The 20,539-nt window shown below is 49.5% G+C and carries 15 protein-coding genes and 1 pseudogene; 10 read left to right on the forward strand and 6 right to left on the reverse strand.

The window, feature by feature from the left end:
- Positions 1 to 54 precede the first annotated feature (54 nt).
- The gene (locus tag Abci_RS01170) at positions 55 to 1,635 is read left to right on the forward strand and encodes an efflux transporter outer membrane subunit (RefSeq protein WP_244877544.1); all 1,581 of its coding nucleotides are present in this window, start codon (positions 55 to 57) and stop codon (positions 1,633 to 1,635) included.
- A 125-nt stretch (positions 1,636 to 1,760) separates the two neighbouring features.
- Here the strand turns inward: Abci_RS01170 and Abci_RS14095 are convergent, their stop codons facing one another.
- The 5 genes from Abci_RS14095 to Abci_RS01190 form a co-directional block, all read right to left on the reverse strand.
- A complete protein-coding gene (locus Abci_RS14095) occupies positions 1,761 to 2,567 on the reverse strand; it encodes a Hint domain-containing protein (protein ID WP_371861410.1) in 807 nt (268 codons plus the stop codon).
- Positions 2,501 to 3,157, reverse strand: coding sequence for a Hint domain-containing protein (locus Abci_RS14105; RefSeq protein ID WP_244877546.1), 657 nt, complete (start codon positions 3,155 to 3,157; stop codon positions 2,501 to 2,503). The genes Abci_RS14095 and Abci_RS14105 overlap by 67 nt, the downstream gene beginning before the upstream one ends.
- Before the next feature lie 841 nt (positions 3,158 to 3,998).
- A complete protein-coding gene (locus tag Abci_RS01180) occupies positions 3,999 to 5,252 on the reverse strand; it encodes a Zn-dependent hydrolase (protein WP_048837319.1) in 1,254 nt (417 codons plus the stop codon).
- Between the two features lie 36 nt (positions 5,253 to 5,288).
- Positions 5,289 to 6,230, reverse strand: coding sequence for a 2-hydroxyacid dehydrogenase (locus tag Abci_RS01185; protein WP_048837320.1), 942 nt, complete (start codon positions 6,228 to 6,230; stop codon positions 5,289 to 5,291).
- Between the two features lie 24 nt (positions 6,231 to 6,254).
- Positions 6,255 to 7,127 (reverse strand): dimethylarginine dimethylaminohydrolase family protein, encoded by an 873-nt coding sequence (locus Abci_RS01190; protein ID WP_048837321.1) that lies wholly within the window; start codon positions 7,125 to 7,127, stop codon positions 6,255 to 6,257.
- A 409-nt stretch (positions 7,128 to 7,536) separates the two neighbouring features.
- Here Abci_RS01190 and Abci_RS01195 point away from each other — a divergent pair, with 409 nt between their 5' ends.
- The 8 genes from Abci_RS01195 (at position 7,537) to Abci_RS01230 (ending at position 19,100) form a co-directional block, all read left to right on the forward strand.
- Positions 7,537 to 8,511 (forward strand): LysR family transcriptional regulator, encoded by a 975-nt coding sequence (locus Abci_RS01195; RefSeq protein ID WP_048837322.1) that lies wholly within the window; start codon positions 7,537 to 7,539, stop codon positions 8,509 to 8,511.
- Positions 8,511 to 10,115, forward strand: a complete 1,605-nt coding sequence (locus Abci_RS01200) for an ABC transporter substrate-binding protein/permease (protein ID WP_084597461.1) — start codon at positions 8,511 to 8,513, stop codon at positions 10,113 to 10,115. The genes Abci_RS01195 and Abci_RS01200 overlap by 1 nt, the downstream gene beginning before the upstream one ends.
- A gap of 43 nt (positions 10,116 to 10,158) precedes the next feature.
- Complete coding sequence (locus tag Abci_RS01205; protein WP_165759959.1) at positions 10,159 to 10,884, forward strand: amino acid ABC transporter ATP-binding protein; 726 nt, start codon at positions 10,159 to 10,161, stop codon at positions 10,882 to 10,884.
- Between the two features lie 428 nt (positions 10,885 to 11,312).
- The gene (locus Abci_RS01210; protein ID WP_048837343.1) at positions 11,313 to 13,451 is read left to right on the forward strand and encodes a TonB-dependent receptor; all 2,139 of its coding nucleotides are present in this window, start codon (positions 11,313 to 11,315) and stop codon (positions 13,449 to 13,451) included.
- Positions 13,452 to 13,507: 56 nt separating this feature from the next.
- A complete protein-coding gene (locus Abci_RS01215) occupies positions 13,508 to 14,353 on the forward strand; it encodes a sugar phosphate isomerase/epimerase family protein (protein WP_048837344.1) in 846 nt (281 codons plus the stop codon).
- Positions 14,354 to 14,371: 18 nt separating this feature from the next.
- Positions 14,372 to 15,409 carry an isopenicillin N synthase family dioxygenase gene (locus tag Abci_RS01220; RefSeq protein WP_048837324.1) on the forward strand — a complete coding sequence of 346 codons (1,038 nt, stop codon included), beginning with the start codon at positions 14,372 to 14,374 and terminating at the stop codon, positions 15,407 to 15,409.
- Between the two features lie 15 nt (positions 15,410 to 15,424).
- The gene (locus Abci_RS01225) at positions 15,425 to 16,165 is read left to right on the forward strand and encodes a class II aldolase/adducin family protein (protein WP_048837325.1); all 741 of its coding nucleotides are present in this window, start codon (positions 15,425 to 15,427) and stop codon (positions 16,163 to 16,165) included.
- Between the two features lie 559 nt (positions 16,166 to 16,724).
- Positions 16,725 to 19,100, forward strand: a complete 2,376-nt coding sequence (locus Abci_RS01230) for a TonB-dependent receptor (protein WP_244877547.1) — start codon at positions 16,725 to 16,727, stop codon at positions 19,098 to 19,100.
- A gap of 405 nt (positions 19,101 to 19,505) precedes the next feature.
- Here Abci_RS01230 and Abci_RS14045 read toward each other — a convergent pair whose 3' ends face one another.
- Positions 19,506 to 20,027, reverse strand: coding sequence for a DDE-type integrase/transposase/recombinase (locus tag Abci_RS14045; protein WP_219810295.1), 522 nt, complete (start codon positions 20,025 to 20,027; stop codon positions 19,506 to 19,508).
- Positions 20,028 to 20,301: 274 nt separating this feature from the next.
- On the opposite strand from Abci_RS14045, the pseudogene Abci_RS14490 reads away from it, so the two are divergent.
- Positions 20,302 to 20,539, forward strand: a pseudogene (locus tag Abci_RS14490) (hypothetical protein); the annotation flags it as partial.

Here is a 20,539-nt window from a genome sequence, read left to right on the forward strand (position 1 = left end):
ATACCGAGAATATGTAAGGTTTTTTTTGGAAAAAGCATTTTCCAGAAGAAAAGTTTGCAAGCCATTCCACTTGCTGCCCTTACAGTGCTCAGCGCCTGCGACCTTGCTCCCACCTACCAGGCCCCGCATTTTGTTGTGCCTGACACATGGCATGGGCAAGGCCTCTTTAAAGAAGCTCAACCGCAAGATACGGTTCTGCGCTCAGATTGGTGGACCTTATTTGCAGACCCAACGCTTTCAACACTGGAAGCGCAGGCAATGGATGGAAATGCAGATCTTCAGGCTGCGGCGGAACGCTTTATACAAGCCCGTTCTATTGTCATGGAAGCTCGGTCTGACCTCCTGCCGCATTTTGCACTGGCTTTTGGGTCGAGCAATAACAAAAGTTCTTCTGACAGACTGTTTCGTTACAAAGGCCCCATTACGGCCACGGATGAATTTTATGGTGGAATGGCAAGTTGGGAACCGGATATCTGGTCGTCCATCCGTAACCGTGTAAGAGCGCAGAAATATTATGCGCAAGCACAAGCTGCGCAATATGCGTCGGCCCGGCTGAGTTTGCAGGCAGAGCTGGCCACAGACTATTTCGCACTGCGTGGACTGGACGCACAAAATGCGATTTATACCCAATCTATCGCCTATTATGAGCAGGCCCTGAAAGTTACGCAGACCCGGCTTGATAACCAGGATGCAACCGGAATTGATGTCGCACGTGCAAAAAATCAGCTTTACATGACGCAGGCGCGCCAGTTGGATATGCAAGCACAGCGCGACGTGCTGGAACACGCTTTAGCTATACTGGTTAACGCCTCACCGTCATCTTTCCACATTGCCGAAGTATCGAGTCAGGATACGGCAGAGCCTGTTTTTCCATTAGGTATGCCATCGGAACTGCTACAACGCCGCCCGGATATTGCAATCGCAGAACGCGAAATGGCACAGGCCAACAGAGCTATTGGCATTGCGCGTGCTGCATTCTACCCGCATGTATCCTTCAACGCTAATGGGGGCTTTGACGCCAACGGGTTTGATTTAGCCAATCTGGCCAATAGCATGTGGTCTTATGGGGCGTCTGTCACCATGCCGCTATTTGAAGGGGGGCTGCGCAGAGCCCAACTCCAACGCACATGGTCAAACTACCGTGAAACACGGGATCATTATCGCATGGCAATATTATCGGCCTTCAAAGATGTGGAAAACGGTCTTTCCATGACCGCACGCCTACGGGCTGAAAATACACGCCTGAAACAGGCAGTAGATGCCGCCATGCAATCACAAACCTTAACCATGACACTTTATAAAGGCGGGGCCGACGGCTATCTGGATGCACTGATTGCGCAGGTCAATACGCTTGACGCCCGAATTGAACAGGCACAAGTGCAGGCCCGCGCCCTTCAGGCCTCAGTGGGCTTGGTACGTGCATTGGGCGGCGGTTGGAACGATAAGCTACTGCCTACTCCTGACCAGACCATGACATTCACAGGTTTTCAGTATGAGGGCTTACGTCATCCTACCCCGGTTGCCGGAATTGAGAGCCCAGTTAATCAGGAACACTATGAAAACCTGACAACAAGCAGTCCAATAAGCCCGACAGATTCTTCTAAAGCCGGGAGTATCGGCCACCTTCAAAAGTGACCGAAAAACTGTAACAGACGGGAGTATAGTCACAAATTCTAAGGGCTTAGGAAAACCACAGGCCAACATAGAGTAACAACCGTTAAAGACCTCACCCCAAGAGTTGGAGTGAGGTCATAACTTGGTTAGGCGCGAAGTGCTGCGTCTTCGGACACTGTGTTTCTGACAAGATACGGACCGGATGCCAGAATTTGAAGTGTAAGAAACCCTATTGCGCCCTGCTTTCTATCACCCAAAGCAAGATAAGCGTTGCCTGACGTCCAGCGCATGGTTGGAGATTCTACGCTATTCCATCCTGTCAGATTTTCATCATCCAGATGAGATGTAATGGTGCGCGTCGCGTTTTTCTCACAAAGCGTGATATTTCCAACCAGAACCCCCAGAGCACGGCGGTCATCGACAAATGGCCCTATGGCATCACAAGGGCGGCTCACATTTGAGATAATGTGGACCGTTTTAACGCCTTCCGGAAGCATGAAGACAGAACCATTTTTTTTCTTGCGGATTGGATAGAGTGTGTGACCAGTGTCTGATTTCAGATGCAGGTCATTATCATGCGTTAAAACAGCCGCTGCTGTTTGAAACGGAACAGACTTCTCTTCTGCACGCAAACTTAATTTCTGAAATAATGGCTCAACAAAAGCGCGAGAAACGTTAAGAGGTGCTGCTGCGTCATCCCATGTCAAATTACGACCGCGCGCAATGGACAATACGTCCCCGTCCTGCCGAAATTTATGCCGGTTACCGGTATCAAGATAGCTTTCCGTCAACACACCATCAGCAATGATGATCGCATGGTCTTCAGTTTCAACGTGATAATAGTCGTAATGGGTGAAAGATTGGTCGTAGAAGATGGACTGACCGTTCACGAGCATCCGTGCGGGAACAAAACAATCATCAAGAAACAGGCAATGTTCCGGGGTAATGAGCATATCCTTAAAAGGCACGCCTGTTGCCAGAGCATCTTTAAGGATTCGTACGGGGTATCCTGCTGATCGACTGAAAGAAGAGGGTTGGCGACACATGTCGATTTACCGACCCAAGAGACCGTTTTCTGCTCTATTTTACCGTTTACAAGCGTATCAATTTTGTCGCCTATAGTCAGGTTTTCGACTTTACAGAGAGATCCGTTAACTGAGATTTCCGTTCCTGCAAGAAAGCAGGGGTCAAACCCACGATTGTTAAATGCGAGTGATGTGCTTGTTCCATCATTCCCATTTACTTGCCAATGATTATTGTTACCATATGAATTATTCACATAGGTATAGTTTGATATATTAATATCGGCATCTGTTAATAAAAAATATCCACCGTGCCCATCGCCTAATATTATCTGTTTTGAACCTGCACTTCCCCATGTAAAATCATATGTATATTTTGTTCCATTAATAGTGAAATGAGTAGAATCATTAAAAAAAACTGAAACGCTATTTTTAGTGTTCGACACTTTTCCTGACGAGTCTATGGTCGCGAAGTTAAGTGTATTCTGCCCCGAAGATGGAATATTGCTTGTGGCTGTCATGAACACAATCCTGTTTCTTGTTAAGGAAAATTTGCTGTTAAATAGAAAATAAATTGCGCGCCGTCAAATAATTTCTCACATATTTAAATATTCATTTAAATAAAACACATAATAACTGATATTGATGCAATCTCTATAATGATGTTTATATTTGTTTTATTTTAACATTTTGTTGAAGTGTGGCTTTTTTTAATACAATTACGCCCCAATCAAGAGTTCCCACTCGCTGGCATTTTATGGCGTGCATTCGTCTTAATAGCGTTATCCAGAAGCACTTGTCGAAAGATGGAACCCGCTAAAAGTTAGAAAAACGGCTATCTGAGAGTACCTGCGTTTGATTATCAGGATGCACGCGTCAGGATTTATTTTTGAACCATGAGATCCTTATTGTGCCGCACTGTGCTCATGACCCAGAAGACTTCTGGCTTACAGAATGCAGTCCCTACGGTTGTAACAACCGTTAATGGAGCATGTGATGGTCTGCATGACTTAGGGACTTATAACACCAATCTGTCATCCTCTCTTCTGAGGACATAGACCGGGCAGTGTCGTGCTGACAGCCTTAGACGTCAGGCTTCTGACACCGAACAGGCGGCAAGCCACTCGGAGGAGAGACAGCCATGCAGTGAAGACACCCTCTTCGGCTTTCGGCCTCTCCCAATACAAGACTGTACCACGCTTTACTGCATATAACGCGAAGATTAGTAGGAGAGATAACGCACAACAGAAAATCCTTGGAGATTTTGGAAACTACAAAGATGTCGGCTTTCCGCAAGGGTTTATCGAATTTATAGTTTCTCCGACACAATATTAAGCGGCCATAAGAAGCGGCAATCCTGCGTCAGGCCGTTTGTAACTGTGCATCTGCCTGCAACACGGCATGAAGCAAAACATTGGCACCAGCAGTTGTATCTGGTTGCTCTGCACTTTCTGCCTCGTTGTGGCTGATACCTTTCCAGCAAGGCACAAAAATCATCGCTGTTGGCACAACCTTTGCGACATATACTGCATCATGCCCCGCGCCAGACACAATTTTACGCGATGAATAGCCAAGTTTTTCCGTGCTACTCTCTACGCAAGACAGGCAGAACGAATCAAAATGCACAGCGGCAGACACCCAAGTGGGTTCAATTGAAACTTGTGTTTCGCAAGATGTAGCGATGTGTGATAACGTTTCGTAAAACTTTTTTTCCATTCCTTCCAGAACATCATCCGCTGGGTGGCGCAGATCCACTGTGAATTGCACTTGCCCAGGTATGACGTTGCTACTGCCGGGTTGGCAGTTCACAATTCCCACTGTGCCTAACCCATCCGGCCCATGAGCCATAGCAATATGGTGCACACCATCTATCATGCGGGCGGCCGCCCACAAGGCATCTGAGCGCATGGTCATGGGCGTTGTGCCAGCATGTGCATCTTGCCCTGTCACCGTTACAGTGTACCAGCGCATGGCCTGTACGCCTGTGACAATACCAATGGTTTTGTGCTCTGCTTCCAGCACGGGTCCTTGTTCAATATGCAGTTCAAAATAGGCGCTGGCTGGGTGCTGGCCACATGGCTCCTGCCCCACAAAGCCAATTTCCTCCAACGCCTGCCCGAGCGTTATGCCGTTTTTATCCGCTCTGCCTTTGGCGTAATCTTGCGTAAAGACGCCACCAAATACACCAGAGGCCAACATGGGGGGCGTAAAGCGCGCGCCTTCTTCATTTGTCCAATTAACGACTTCTATAGGGTGTACAGTTGTAAGGCCCGCCGTGTGCAACGCACGCAATACACTAACCCCGCCCAATACACCTAAAATACCATCAAACTTACCGCCTGTTGGCTGGGTATCAAGATGGCTCCCGATCATGATAGGTGGCAGGTCATTATTACTGCCGGGCCTACGGGCAAACTGATTACCCATAGAGTCATATGTCACCGTGCAACCCAAAGCTTCACAGGTTTTGGCAAACCATGCTCTTACTTTTGCGTCTTCCTCAGACAAAGCCAAGCGGCATATACCGCCTTTTGGCGTACCACCAAACTTGGCTGTTTCCATAAGATCAAGCCAAAGGGCTGGGCCATCTATGACCATATTGCTATGCGCAACCATATTTCTGTCCTTTACTCGCTCTTTGGTGCAAAAGTTTTAGTAGCCTGTGTGCGGATTACACAGCAGCGCAGGCGTAACGCCACGTTCTAACTGCGTAATAGACTGTGCAATATATTTTGCCTGCCAGTAGGCAGAAGCGTGTGAGGCTGTGTGGGGCGTGACTGTAATACGCGGGTGGTCCCAGAGAGGGGACTCATGAGGTAGGGGTTCTGGCGCAACAACATCCAGCACCGCACCAGACAACAAACCGGTATTAAGTGCCTGCAACAAATCTTGCTGCACAACATGCTCGCCCCGCCCTACATTGATAAACCCTGCCCCACGCGGCAGATTTTCTAAAAACTTCAATGTTACAAGATCTCGGGTGTGGGGCGTACTGGGCAGAAGGTTAACGAGAATATCCGTTCTGGACAGGAAGTCCGGCAAGGCTTCCTGTCCCACATACACTTGTACATCCGGCAGGGTTGCGCGGGAGCGTTTCCAACCAGCTACCTGAAACCCCATTCGTGCCAAATGAGTAGCCACATAGCCCCCCAAGTGACCCAGCCCCATAATACCAATCCGCGTTTCAGCCGTTGTGCGGGCTACGCTGTTGTAAACCCACTCGTGACGCTGCTGCTGAAGTGCCCATGTGCGGGCATCCCTGTTCAGGCTAATGGCCGCCCATGTTACATAATCTGCCATCAATTGTGCTGTTTGCTCTCCACCCATACGGACAAGAGGCACATGCAGCGGGAAATCTGGGTGTTGGAGTAGATGGTCTACCCCCGCCCCCGTGCATAAAATGGCTTTAACCTGTGCCAGTGCAGCGTAATGCTCATCTTCAGGCTGCCAGACCAGCACATAATCTGAAGGCAAAACCTCTGTCTCTGGCGCGTACCAGGAGCAGACGGTCAAGTCTGGCGCAGCTTTGGCAAAGGCTTCTTTCCAGACCGTAAATCTTTCTGGGCCGTCTGCACTAATAATAAGCCGCGCCATAATGTTATACCTTGTCTACCCTGTTTATGCTGGCACAAGAGACTTTCTGCGCAGCGGCATAGTCATGCAATGAATGCTGCCGCCCCCCTGTGAAAACTGGTTTAGCTCAGGGTCCATGACCGTTAAACCTTCAGCGCGCAGCATGGCGTTAATACGCGTTGAATGGAATGGGCTAATTACCCGGTCCTTACCCAAAGCAAGCACATTACAGCCCATATCCCGCATGGCTTCTTTGTAACTGACTGGCAGTAGGCGAATACCCTGCGCCTTGAACCACTCCAGATCTTCATCCGCCAAACAGTCAACTGCCGCAATAGCCAGATTTTCTGCCACCATGGTGAAAATAACATCCAGATGCAGGAAATGTTCGGGAAACCGGATCATGCGGCAGGTCCATCCGGCTTCTTCAAACCAACTGATGAATTCTGCGGCACCCGCTTCATCAGTACGCCCACCGCTGACACCCACCGCAAGCAAACCGGGGCGGATAATATGAATATCACCGCCTTCAATATGCCCTTTGGTGCAGCTTTTCCAGATTTCATCTGGCGCATAGAAAGAACGGATCTCCCCTTCTTCCGCTACACGTTCCTTGCGCATCAAACGGGTGACAACCGTACCAAACGGCGTAGTCTGTGAGCTGTCGCGCGTATAAACCTGATAGGGCATATCGGGCTTCGGTTTCAGGAAGTGGCACGCAACATCTGCCTCTTTTAAGGTGCTTACCAGCTCGGAAAACTGTGCATTCAAGGCTGAACGGTCAATTTTACCGCCGTTTGCCATGGTTTGAATGGCAATATCGTTGCTTGGAATCCACTGATAGTACTCTGGTGAACAGAGCAGCACATCAGCCAGTTCACCGGTTTCGCTATCAATAAACCAGCGGTTTGCTACCATTACCGGAAATCCTTGAGATTGCTAAGTTCTCCCAGACTGTAACGGAAAAGGAACGAGTGCAAAATGAGAATTAACCGGAGTTCACTTTAGAAAATGATTAATTATCCTTCCAAAACAGCTTTAAAAATTCCCTTGGAAATCCCTCAAATGGCTGTTTTCTGCCAAAAAATTTTCTATTCCTCCGACGTGCCACAATTTCATACTTGAGTGTTTGCACGTGTTTGAGCCTATCTTAGAGCCGTAACCCACTTCCCGCCCGCACATTCTTACGATAGAGTAACGGAGTGTATGAGGTGGTAGGTATCTTGAAAGAACGGTTACACGCCATGTGCCCCCGTGGCCCGAATGCTTACACTATCAGGTCAATTTTTACCCCGCCAACACAGCCTGAGAGGACTCGACAGATCACATGAAAAGATCAGCCAAGCCCCCAGCGGCCGTTACCCCGCAACGCAAAGCCACACCGTGGCGTTCAAGCGGCTTTAGTGGTCAGGTTTCAGAAGTTGATTTGCGCCTGCTGCGTGTTTTTCACACGGTTGCGGCACAGGGCGGTTTTGCTGCCGCTGAAATTGCTTTGGGCAAAAGTAAATCCTCCATCAGTCTGGATATTTCGGCCCTTGAAACGCGGCTGGGCCTTAAGCTGTGCAAGCGTGGCAGAAGTGGATTTTCCCTGACAAGTGAAGGGCAATCGGTGCTGGAAGCCACATTGGGGCTTTTACAGAATATACAGCATTTTCAGCAGCGCATTAATCAGATTAGCGGAATTCTATCCGGCACATTCCGGCTTTATGTGCCCGATAACCTGCAAACGCATGGTGAAACCCCCCTCATACGCGCCATAGAAACCTTTACCAGCCACCACCCCAACGTGTTCATGACCGTTCATTCTGCCAACACGCGAGAAGTGGAAGTGGCTGTTACAACAGGTCAGGCCACAGCGGGGATTGCACTCTACCCCCAAAATATGCCCGGCATGCAGGGCATACCTTTGGTGTCAGAAGCGCTTAATCTCTACTGTGGTGTACGCAACCCCCTCTACTCCATGCCGGAAGACGCCATTACGCTAGAAGTCTTGGCCGCACAGCGCATGATTGCTGTTTCAGATGCAGCCACTTCCCCTCAATGGAATGAAATAAGACAGCACCTTTCTTTCAGAGCTGCCGCTGAAAATGTGGATGCCCGCGCGCTGCTTATTCTGTCCGGAAACTTCATAGGTTTTTTACCAGAAGCTTTTGCAAAACCATTGGTGGACCGGGGATTGCTCCGGCACATCAATTTCAACAATCTGCAACTTATCACCTGCTGTCATTTTTTAGCGCGTACGTCTCCCGAAACAGAACTGATGGTTGAGACATTTCGCGCCCTGCTGGAAGACTCATACTAATGGCTGCTCTTTCTCTCCTTACCGCACTGCAGCGGGGTTTTGGTCCACGCAAAATTGGCAATGCCTTGTTTGCTGGCGTAATTGGCACCGGGCTAGCACTTGCCACACCAACCGGGTGCCGCGCTCAGGGTGCAACTGAGACTGTGCCGTCTTTCATACAAGACGGCACATTGACGGTCTGTACAAACCCAACCCTGCCCCCCATGACCTTTATTCAGGGGTCGGATGCCAGCAAGCCCGAAGGCATGGATATTGATGTTGTGCGCGCACTGGCACAGCGCTGGCATGCCTCTCTCTCTTTAATCACAATGGATTTTACAGGCCTTTTCCCCAGCCTTGCAGCCCAGCGCTGTGGCCTGGTCTTGAGCGGCATTATACAATTGGCGGACAGAGAAAAGAATTTTGATGCGGTCGCCTACCAGGACACGGCCCTAACCGTTGTAGCTCGTGCCAACACACCAGCCCTTAAAAGCATGGCTGAGCTTTCTGGTAAAACCATCGCCGTACAGGCAGGCACAAGTTATGCGGCACGGATTGAGCATGAAAATCAGGCTCTTGCCGCTGCGGGTAAAGACCCCATTCTTATTCAGCAATACCCGACAGAAGACCAGGTTGTGCAGCAGGTGCTTATTGGCCGGGTTTTTGCTTTTGTAAGCCAGGATGTAGAGTTGTATTTCCGCCAGAAACAACTCCACGGTAAAGTCCGTATTATTCTTAAACCTGACTATCAAGACTACCGCCATTTTGCCGCCTATTTGCGGAAAAACAAACAGGACCGCGCCATACTGGCGCAAAGCATAGCCGACCTTGAGCAAGATGGCACACTTGCACGACTTCGCCAGAAATGGTCTCTTTCTTCACAGGCGGAGCAAGCGCTCTCGGCAGATGAAAGTGCTGGTGGCTTTAACTGGCAGTCTTTCTTTTCTGCTCTTTTCTCCGCAGCCTTTTTGAAAGGTGCCGCCCTGACACTGGGCGTTGCTCTGCTTTCTCATTTCATAGCCATTCTATTGTCCATCCCCATGGCTATCACTTTGAACAGCCATAAAAAATCTGCTCTTAAATGGGTAATCAAAGCGTATGTCTCCATTTTCAGAGGCGCGCCAACATTGTTACAGCTTTTGTTTATCTGGAACGCCCTACCGCAGTTTTTTCCTATTTTCCGGGAACAATGGTTCACGCCGTTTCTTGCAACACTTGTAGCGCTTTCCATCAATGAGTCTGCGTATCAGGTGGAAATTAACCGTGCGGCCCTGAGTGCTGTTGATGGTGGCCAGGAGCTTGCGGCAGATGCGTTAGGCATGAAACGTCGGCAGGTTTACCGCTACGTTATTTTTCCGCAAGCTTTACGAATTGCGCTACCGCCCACCATTAACGAATTTATCAGCCTGCTCAAAACCACCTCCCTGGCTTCTGTTATTTCCTTACAAGAGCTGCTGGCCATTACACAGGTGCAGGTAGCGCGTACGTTTGAGTTTACAGAGTATTATGCCGCCGCTCTGGTCTATTATCTGGCAATGGTCTTCTTTTTCTTGTTTTTGCAAAAACGTGTTGAACGCCGTTTTTCATGGGCCGACCGTAAGAAAGCGACAGCCAATGCACTCTAATTCCCTCCCTCACACTCACCAGCCACCTGCACCTGCCGTTCCCATGATTGCTGTGCACAATATGAGCAAACTCTATGGGGAGTTTGTTGCGCTGGACCGGCTTAGTTTTGACGTGCAACGAGGCGAAAAAATCGTTGTTCTTGGTCCGTCCGGGTCAGGAAAATCCACCCTCATTCGGACGTTCAACCGTATAGAACCCCACGATAGCGGCAGTATTCTGATAGATGGCAAGGTGATTAATGACAAAACCAGCCTGACAGAATTACGCTGCATGGTCGGCATGGTTTTCCAAAATTACAATCTTTTCCCGCATTTGAGCGTGCTGGACAACTGCACTCTGGCACCCCAGCTCGTGCGTAATGTGCCGCGTAAAGATGCGCAGGAAATGGCGCATAATTTCCTCAAACAGGTCGGTATCCCGGAGCAGGCCAATAAATACCCCATCCAGCTTTCCGGGGGGCAACAACAGCGTGTTGCCATAGCCCGTGCGCTGTGTATGCAGCCGGAAGTCATGTTGTTTGATGAACCAACTGCTGCTCTGGACCCAGAAGCCATAACCGGTGTTGTGAGCATTATGGATACCTTGGCAGAACAAGGTATCACCACGCTCTGTGTGACACACGAGATGGCGTTTAGCCGCCGCATTGCGGATAAAATTATCTTCATGGATCAAGGGCGTATTCTTGAAATAACACCACCAGAGCAATTTTTTACCACGCCCCAGACAGAGCGCGCCAATAACTTTCTGAACCAGATGATCCGTTACTAAGATCACACATCAGCGCGTGTAAAAGTAAGATTTACTACATTCCAAACGAAACGGGCTGCAACTTCGTTATTAATTTGCAATGAAGTTGTTACTTGGGTGGTGTCCCACCCCAGCAATCAAGGGGATCTCATGACCGCCCGTTTTTTCCGTCTCGTCCTTAAAGCGACTTTGGCAGCCATGTCGCCCATGACGAGAGTCAATGCCCCAACCCGTTCCCTACACGTCCTAGCGCGAGGAGTGCAGGCATGACATTCCCTTCCCGGTTTCTCTCCTTCAAACTCCAGCAACAGGCAACGCGCCGTAAATTGGCACTGACCGCCCTGTTGCTGGGAACAACGGCCGCCCTGCCAGCTTTGGCCGCAGTGGATTCACAGCCCGCTGCGCCACACGCTCCCAGCGGTGTACATGCCAAATCTGGCAAGGCTGTTATGCCCGTTGCACGCCGCAAAGCGCGTGGTCCGCACAGAAGCACCTCTCCTGAAGATATTCAGGTTGTCACAACGCGCACCGCTCACTATCTGTCCCAGCCCGGCACAGTGAATATCATGAGCGGCAAAGAGCTGCGTGAACTGCATGTCGAAAGCCCAAAGGAAATTGCTGCCTACACACCAGGCGTCACAGCCGTTAGCGCTACCTCGGGCAGTTCACCCATTTTCTCTATCCGTGGTGTGGGTCTGGATGACTATGTTGGCACCAACATGGGGGGGATTGGCATTTACCTTGATGGCGTGTTTGCCCCCTACCCTGCCCTGTATAACGGCCAGATGCTCGACATTGAAAATGTTGTTGTAGAAAAAGGCCCTCAGGGTTTTGACATGGGCCGCAGCACCACAGGCGGTAGTGTCAATATTACCGCCGTGAAGCCTTCAAACAAATTCGGCGGCTACGCAGAATGGGGTTACAGCAGCTACAATACCAGCACTGGTAAGTTTGCAGTTAACGTGCCCATTACTGACAAGATTTCAAATCGTACCGCCTTTAGCTATACAAAAGGCGATGGCTGGCAGCGTGACATCAACACCAGCCGCCGCTACGGCGCACAAGATTTGCTGGCGATCAGAAACCTGACGAAATTCCAAATTGACGATAAGACATCTGCTCTTCTCAACATCCATTACACCCGTGACCGTGGCACCCCGATGTCTCCGCAGAACACGGCAGGCGATGCCGTGAATGGTTATCCAGTTGGCACTATTGGTGTGAGCTCTAACGCACGCTTTGATCAGGTGAATGTGGGCCAGAACCGTGTTGGCCGTAAAGAAAATGGCGGTGGCGCATCACTCTCCTTTGAACATGTGTTCAATTTTGGTGTTTTCAGCTCACAAACCGCCATCGATATGTACCGCAGAAGCATTTACGATAACTATGACGGCGAATCTGTACAAGTTGCAGACTACCACTGGAACGACACCTATCTGGCGCAGTCACATGACATGCACCTGCGCACCAATATTGCCAAAATATTCCACCTGACAGTTGGCATTTACGAATCCTATGACAAGATTGATGGTGCCTATACCAGTTATCGTGGTTTTCTGTTTGACCGCCCTGAAGCAAACCTGACCGACCATTTCAGCCAGCAGAACCTCTCGGCTGGTGTGTACGTTAATACTGTTACCAATATTACGCATAGTCTGGACTTTATTGCATCTGGGCGCTTTTCTTACGATGAACGCGGATTTCATGGCGGCACACACGATGATAACGGCGTGCTGACAGGCGTATCTGGCACCAACCTGTCCTACATGAACACCAGCCATAACTATCAGCGTCTGACTGGCCGTGTAGGCCTTAGGTATCAGGTTGTGCCCGGCACGTACCTTTATGGCACCATTTCAAATGGGTACAAGGCTGGAACCTATTTTGCAGCCCCAGTGTCCGCCCCGCAGGCACTTGACTATGTCCGCCCTGAAAATCTGATTGCTTATGAAGTTGGTGTAAAATCAAGCCTGTTCAAAAACAAGGTTATGGTTGAAGGCTCTTTGTTTGACTATGAATACCACAATAGACAAACTCTCTTTGTAGCAGAAATGCCCGGAGACATTACCTCCCTCAGCCTTGGCCCTATATCACGGGCAAGAACACGTGGCGGCGAACTGTCTTCAACCCTGCATGACTTGATCCCCAACCTGGATATACGCGGGTCTTTTGCTTACCTTGATGCACGGGCCATCTCCGCAGTGAATAATATTGGTGGTTTGCCGCTCCTCTCCAATGTGGGTGCCCATTCTGCATTGCCCTTTGCGCCGCGCTTTTCCTGGAGTGCTGTGGCCCGGTACGGCATTGACATCAACCGCTACCGCTTGACCCTGCAAGCCAGCTACACATGGAAAGACAATATGCTGGTTGCCCTGGGTGACCCCAACGGCAAAACAAACAAAATCAGTTCCATGGGGCTGCGCATGGAGTTTGCACCGAAGACCAGCAAATGGAGCGCTGCTGTCTATGTGGACAATATGCTGAACAACCATGGCAATGTTTACTCCTTTACCGGAAGTGACAACAGCCGTGCGCAATATCTGCAAACGCCACGCTGGATTGGTGGAGAACTCCGCTACAACTTCTAACCCACAAAGCTGTGGTGCCGGATACTGCACCACAGCTTTTTCCTGAGATGAACGGTATGCGTCTGGAAGTTTTTAAAACCTTGTGGGGTGATAACCGCCCTTGGCACCATGCCGTACAGGAAGTGCGCGCAGCAGGTTTTACCGGTATTGAGGCCCGCATACCAGCCACCCCTGCCGATGCACAGCAGCAGGCCCAACTGCTTAAGCACGCCGATATGCCGTATATTGGCATTGCAATGACGGGTGGGGGCGTTATTCCTAGCCAGAATGCCACGCTTGAGCACCACCTGACAGATTTGCGCTCCAACCTTGAGCGTGCTGCTCTTATGGCACCTCGTTTCATTAATGTGCTTGGGGGCAATGACCGATGGAGCGCAACACAGCAGGCGGAATTCATTACACAAGCTCACGCTATCGGACAGGAAACTGGCATAACTTGCGTTTTTGAAACGCATCGTTCACGTATTTTGGCAAATCCCTGGATTACACTTGATGTTTTACCTCATGTGCCAGAGGATGTGTTATTTACGCTGGACATCAGTCATTGGGTTGTGTGTTGTGAACGCCTGCTAAATGACCCAGCCGATGACTTTTCCGCCTTCTTTAAGCGTGTGCACCATATTCAGGCCCGCATAGGCTATGATCAGGGGCCTCAAATTCCCCATCCTGCCGCCCCAGAATATGCTGAGTGCGTACGCTTCCATCAGCATGTTTGGGAGCAGGTCTGGCGCGCCCAGAAGGCGCGCGGTTACGCCATCAGCACACTTACACCAGAATGCGGGCCTGACGGATATGTTCACACCCTTCCTTTTACCAACGCCCCCGTGGCAGATCTGTGGGAAATGAACACATGGATAGGCCAGACTGAGCAGAAGCACTTCCAGACCCTCTTTCCTCAATAAGCCAACCGGAAAAACGCCATGACAGAAACTGAAACTTTTACCTCTATTCCTGTCGTTAACATTGCAGGTTTATACAGTAAGTCTGTGTCCGACCGCATGGCCGTTGCCAAAGAGCTCGGTCATGCGGCACGCACTGTGGGGTTTTTATATATTTCTGGCCATCATATTCCGGCAGAAACCATTCAGGCTGTCCGTGCTGCTGCCAAAGCCTTTTTTGCACAACCCTTTGATTACAAAATGGACTATTACATTGGCACATCCGCCACTCATAAAGGCTTTGTGCCAGAGGGAGAGGAAGTGTATGGCAGCGGCAGGCCTGACCACAAAGAGGCCTTTGATATTGGCTTTGAGGTGCCGGCTGATAACCCGCTCGTTGTGGCCAAAACACCTTTGCTTGGCCCAAACAACTGGCCAACTGTACCCGGCTTTAAAGAGGCAGCACAGACCTACTACAAAGCAGTTTTTGCACTAGGCCGCACCTTGTTTCAGGGGTTTGCGCTCGCGCTTGGTCTACCTGAGACCTACTTTGATGACCATGCCAATTTCCCTCCTTCCAAACTGCGCATGATCCATTATCCCTATGATGCTGACGCGCAGGATGCACCGGGTATTGGTGCACATACAGACTATGAATGCTTTACTATTCTGCTAGCCGATCAACCGGGTCTGGAAGTGATGAACGGCAATGGGGACTGGATTGATGCTCCCCCCATCCCCGGTGCATTTGTTGTGAATATTGGTGATATGCTGGAGGTTATGACCGCCGGAGCGTTTGTTGCCACAGCTCACCGCGTAAGAAGTGTTAAAGAGGAGCGCTACTCTTTTCCGCTTTTCTACGCCTGTGACTATCATACGCAAATCCGTCCACTGCCTGCTTTTGAAACCGGCAAGCAGGATTATGAAACCATTACTATTGGGGAGCATATGTGGGCCCAGGCTCTTCAGACTTACCAGTATCTGACACGGCGTGTTGAGGCAGGTGAAATCTCCCTTCCACAAGGAGCACGCAAAACTGCTACGTTTGGGCACCTAAACAAAACAAAAACGTCTGTCTGACAAAGAGAACCATCAATGCTTAATACAACACCAACGGAACAAGCACTGCGCGAAGATCTGGCTGCTGCATACCGCCTCATGGCGCATTTTAACATGACAGATCTTGTCTATACCCATCTGTCTGTGCGTCTACCCGGGGAAGATCATCGTTTTCTGGTCAATCCTTACGGGCTTCTGTTTGAAGAAATTACCGCCAGTTCTCTGGTCGTGGTTGATGCTGAGGGCTTACCAAAGCAGGAAACATCATGGCCGGTAAACCCTGCCGGCTTTGTCATACATTCTGCGGTCCATCGGAGCAGGCCGGATGCTGCCTGCGTCATGCATACCCATACCGTACCGGGCATGGTTATTGCTGCGCAGGAAACCAATATCCTGCCCCTCAACCAGATAAATATTGAGTTCTATGGCTCGGTAGGTTTTCACCGGTACGAAGGCATCGCCGCAGACGACAACCTGAGCGAACGTGAACGTCTGGTTCAAGATCTTGGTACAAACAGCGCCCTGATTTTACAAAACCACGGCTTACTGACGGTAGGTGAGACCGTGGCACGCGCTTTCTACCGCATGTATTATCTGGAACAATCCTGCCGGATTCAGATTGCAGCACAATCCACAGGCGTAGCGCTCCATATTCCCTCTGAAGACAAAATACTTCGCACAAAAAAACAGTTTGATGAAGACCCGGATCAAGGACGTATGATCTGGAGTGCACTACGCAGAAAACTGGACCGTGAACAACCAGACTATAAAAACTAGTATCTGGGATCATTAGACTTAGGATTCATTCTTTGAGATGGAAGCCGAAGGATGAATCTATAGTGATTTGGACATATGAAAGTATGAGCGCAGCGATCGTATCTGGTTACGACACGCTGCCAGCCTTTCAGCACACATGCGGCTGAAGGCCGTTGCAAATGACGTAAACTATCCCGCTCTAGGTCCAGTAATTTTCTGTTAAAGCATTCTCTACACTGAATGAATTGTTAGCAATTCCCTATGGCGGAATAATCTGTTTCATGAAGGCAGCCGGGATCGGAAACCTGCCAGAGAGATTATCACGCATATTGTCTCTGAATCTGGTGTTGCTGCTGTTTTTAAAGGTCTGTCGCGCCGTCAAGCCACTGAATCGGTTTGGTATTCATCTGCTCAATCGGGCTATTTCATATCGCCATTCCTCCAGTAAAAAAAGAAGAAATGGGAACATAGAGGGCCGCAAAACCAAGCGGTTTTTAGGGTCCCATAATTAGTTGTTGAGAATAATTATTAATATTGTTATACGAAGACGCAATTATTAAATTTAGGTGAGACTATACGAATGACTAAAGTTTACCGGGCGTATCTTACGCCTATGTCTGTGGTGAGCGCTCTGTTCTTTTCGACACAGGCATTGGCTGCTACGTCGTCCAATGTGCCAAACGCGGAAAAACACCCCAAACGCGAAAGCAAGCGTGTCAAGAAAACGGAGGCACGTAACGGAACAGATATCGCCAGCATCAATGCAGAGGATGAAGAACGTCTGACTGTTAAGGGGCATGGGTTCAACACCATGCATCAGTCTCTTGGTTTGTCACGTATGCCGCAGGACGTCATGCATACGCCCCAGAACATCAACGTGGTGCCACAAGCGCTGATGCGGCAGCAGAATGTTAAATCTCTGGATGAAGCTTTACGGAATGTGCCGGGAGTCACCGCCTCTATTGGTGAAGGCGCAGGAGGTATGAACGGCGATCAGTTTCTGATTCGTGGGTTTCAAGCTCAAAACGATATCTACGAAGATGGGTTAAGGGATTTTGGTGTTTACTCCAGAGATTCCTTTAATTTCGAATCCGTCTCTGTGATCAAAGGCCCCTCTTCTGAAGTGTTCGGAAATGGGACCACAGGCGGTGCCATCAATATGGTCACCAAAACCCCAACGCTCAATAATAGTTACTCAGCTGAATTTACAGGAGGCTCCGGGAGCTATTACCGCGGCACACTGGATATCAACCAGAAACTGGATAACTCAACCGCGTTTCGTCTGACCGGAATGGGAGACGAACATAATGTTGTTGGGCGAGATTTCATATACTCTCATCGCTGGGGGGTTGCGCCATCCCTAGCATTTGGTCTTGGGAAACGGGCCACCCTTGTTTTGCAATATTTACACCAACAGGAAAACTCCGTGCCTGATTTCGGTGTGCCTGTGGTGAAAAAACCAGGAGCATCTTACGGGCAACCTATTACCCAATATGGTATTCGGCGTACCAACTGGTACGGAACCAATAATGACCAGAATTCGACCAATGATAATATGGAAACAGCGCGGTTTACCTACAAATTAAACAGCCATATTACCATTTATGATGACCTGCGTGGTGGCCAGTATTACCGTAATTTTGCAGCTTCCAAAGCTACATGCGACACAACATGTGTGAACAATTATTTTAATGGAGACCCTGCTGCTGCATTGGTTGCGCGGTCCGGGCCCTCTGGTGCAGGGAAAGGTACCGGACCTGGAACCTATATGGCTCCGTTGCCCTATGAGCAAAGAAGCTGGTCTGTACAGAATGTTGCGTCAATGGTTGCAAATTTTAACACGGGATTTTTACGGCATCAGTTGGTTGCTGGGTTTGATATTGAACGGGTGAATGATGTGCGTTCACAATCAACATATTTAAAAGCTAAGCCCTATGCGAATTTGGTCAATCCTAACCCCTATGTTGGTAACCTAGACCTTGTTGCAGGGGAGTCTAATCCTGCAGGATTGGTTACGTTAGGCAGTTTAGGCGCAAAACCTCACAGTAGCGGATACGGATTTGATACAGGACTGTTCCTGTTTGATCAGATCTGGTTAACAAAGTGGCTCTCTGTAAAAGGAGGCTTCCGTTGGGACCGTTGGCAGACAAGCTACAACCTGACGGGGGGAAATGTTGCTACTAATCCTGACAAACATTTTCATGATGTGAGTGGCGTATTTAACCCGAACGTCAGTCTTGTTGCGACACCGGATGAACACCAGACTTATTATTTCACGTGGGCAAGTTCAACAACACCCATGGGGATGTATGTAACCAATGGATCGGTTCCTATTCGTCCCGGTACAAATTCTTTCGCAAGCCCAGAAAAAGCCCAGCTTTACGAATTGGGTGCGAAATATAGCTTGTTTCATGATCGTATAGGGGCCACGGCTTCTTTGTTCCGTCTTGATAAAGGCAACGCTATGAACGCTGACCCTGTTACAGGTGAAGTGCAGGGATCATCAGACCGTCAGCGTAATCAGGGACTAGAATTGTCCGTGGGCGGAATTATTCTGCCGGGATGGAATGTGACGGCAACGTACGCTTTGTATGATAGCGATACGACCTATTCAGCCACAAAGGCCAATCGTGGAAAAAATGTTCAATATGTGCCTCACAATCAGGCAACACTCTGGTCTGTTTATAACGCTTTTCCAAATACACCCTACAATATAGCCTTTGGCGGGGGCGTTACCTGGCGTCAACATGTTTGGCTAGACGCGGCCAACACCCTACGTGCGCCAGCCAACCTTGATTTTAGCGCGATGATATCTCATCGGTTTGACAAACATTGGAAGGTTTCCATGAATGGATACAATCTTGCTAACCGCGTGAATTATCAAAGCCTGTTTTCCAACCGCGCCACACCCTCTGCCGGAAGAATTTTCTTGGGGGAAGTCAGCTTCACGTATTAATACGAAAAAAAATAAAACACATTAATTATCAAGGAAGAATTAATTTCATCATAGTGAATTCTTTCTTGATTGAAAAAGTTTCCTGTCATGCGAATGTATCTCCAGCGCACACAAGGATGAACTTATTTAGCAGGAAAGTTGAAAACTTTGATCGTATAGACGTGTCACGGTTGAGTGTCAGACCATAGATTATCTGTTGAGCGGCATTGCACTCATAATCCAGAGGGCTTTTCTATTGAAGTGCGGAATGCAGCCACTGCGGATTATAGAAATCATTGATGTAGGATGTGATAGCCTGCTCGACGTCCTGACCCGTCACCCATGCTTACTGCCACAGGAGTTCAGCTTTCAGGGTCTTGAAGAAACTTTCCGTGACGGCATTCTCCCAGCAGTTCCCCTTTCTGCTCATGGATACGAGAAAGCCATAAGCAGAAAGGAGCTTCCTGTAAGCCTCTGAACAATATTGACTGCCACCATCGCATGATGGATGCAGCTTGGTGGTAGCTGAGGCATGGCAATAGCGCACTGTAACGCTGTGGTAGCAAAATCTGCGGTCTTGTGGACCTCAAGATTCCCACCGATGACTCTTTGTGAGAAGAAGTCCAGCACCACAGTCCGATAAACCCAGCCTTTATGTGTCCGGATGTATGTTATATCCGCTGTCCATTTATGGTTAAGCGCTGATGCTGAAAAATCCTGGTCCAGAAAATTGAGTTCAACACTGTGCTTGTGCAAACTGTTCGTGGTCACCTTGAAGTATCGTGTCCTGACAACACGAATGATATTCTCCAGCGTCAGACGTCCAGTGCGACAATTCCAGACAGACAAACCGGCAGCCCTGAGTCCCTCAAAGACACCTGCGGTAACTGGACCAATTTGCGGCGCGAGGAGCTGGAACGCCGCGTCCTTGATGCCCTGCGTCACCATCTCTCATGGATCCCGATCTGTTCACCGAATTCTGCAGCGCCTTTACCACCGAGATGAACCGACTCCGCATGGAGGCATTAGCCGACATCGGCGCAGCGGGATCAGAACTGAAGCGAGTTGAGCGCAACATCCAGCATCTGATGGATCTCCATCTTTCAGAAACGATTTCGATTGAGACGGTCCAGGAACGTGGATCGAAACTCGAAGCCCACAAAGCAGAGCTCAAGGAGTTCCATGCGCCCGCTTCGCCTCGCCTCCCCTGCCCCATCCCCAGATGGCGGAGTTTTATTACCGACAGCTCGCGCGCCTGCATAACATGCTGCATTCCGAACTGGACGAGAAGCGCCAGGAGGCGGCCGAGGTGATCCGCTCACTGTTAATGGCCATTATCCTCATCCCGTCCGACAAAGGCCTCCAGATCAATATGCGGGGCGATCTCGCGGACATCCTGACAATGGCGTTGGATAGCAGACAAACAAAAACCCCGCCAAGTCGGGTGGACTTAGCGGGGT

This window comes from Acetobacter cibinongensis (assembly GCF_000963925.1).
GTDB lineage: Bacteria > Pseudomonadota > Alphaproteobacteria > Acetobacterales > Acetobacteraceae > Acetobacter > Acetobacter cibinongensis.

Excerpts from the sequence above, each read along its gene's own strand:
- Abci_RS01215 (WP_048837344.1), top strand. The coding sequence starts at position 13,508 with ATGCGTCTGGAAGTTTTTAAAACCTTGTGGGGTGATAACCGCCCTTGG.
- Abci_RS01200 (WP_084597461.1), top strand. The coding sequence starts at position 8,511 with ATGGCTGCTCTTTCTCTCCTTACCGCACTGCAGCGGGGTTTTGGTCCA.
- Abci_RS01220 (WP_048837324.1), top strand. The coding sequence starts at position 14,372 with ATGACAGAAACTGAAACTTTTACCTCTATTCCTGTCGTTAACATTGCA.
- Abci_RS01230 (WP_244877547.1), top strand. The coding sequence starts at position 16,725 with ATGACTAAAGTTTACCGGGCGTATCTTACGCCTATGTCTGTGGTGAGC.
- Abci_RS01190 (WP_048837321.1), bottom strand. The coding sequence starts at position 7,127 with ATGGTAGCAAACCGCTGGTTTATTGATAGCGAAACCGGTGAACTGGCT.
- Abci_RS01210 (WP_048837343.1), top strand. The coding sequence starts at position 11,313 with ATGCCCGTTGCACGCCGCAAAGCGCGTGGTCCGCACAGAAGCACCTCT.
- Abci_RS01185 (WP_048837320.1), bottom strand. The coding sequence starts at position 6,230 with ATGGCGCGGCTTATTATTAGTGCAGACGGCCCAGAAAGATTTACGGTC.
- Abci_RS14095 (WP_371861410.1), bottom strand. The coding sequence starts at position 2,567 with ATGCTCATTACCCCGGAACATTGCCTGTTTCTTGATGATTGTTTTGTT.
- Abci_RS14045 (WP_219810295.1), bottom strand. The coding sequence starts at position 20,027 with ATGGTGACGCAGGGCATCAAGGACGCGGCGTTCCAGCTCCTCGCGCCG.
- Abci_RS01205 (WP_165759959.1), top strand. The coding sequence starts at position 10,159 with ATGATTGCTGTGCACAATATGAGCAAACTCTATGGGGAGTTTGTTGCG.
- Abci_RS01225 (WP_048837325.1), top strand. The coding sequence starts at position 15,425 with ATGCTTAATACAACACCAACGGAACAAGCACTGCGCGAAGATCTGGCT.
- Abci_RS14105 (WP_244877546.1), bottom strand. The coding sequence starts at position 3,157 with ATGACAGCCACAAGCAATATTCCATCTTCGGGGCAGAATACACTTAAC.
- Abci_RS01180 (WP_048837319.1), bottom strand. The coding sequence starts at position 5,252 with ATGGTTGCGCATAGCAATATGGTCATAGATGGCCCAGCCCTTTGGCTT.
- Abci_RS01195 (WP_048837322.1), top strand. The coding sequence starts at position 7,537 with ATGAAAAGATCAGCCAAGCCCCCAGCGGCCGTTACCCCGCAACGCAAA.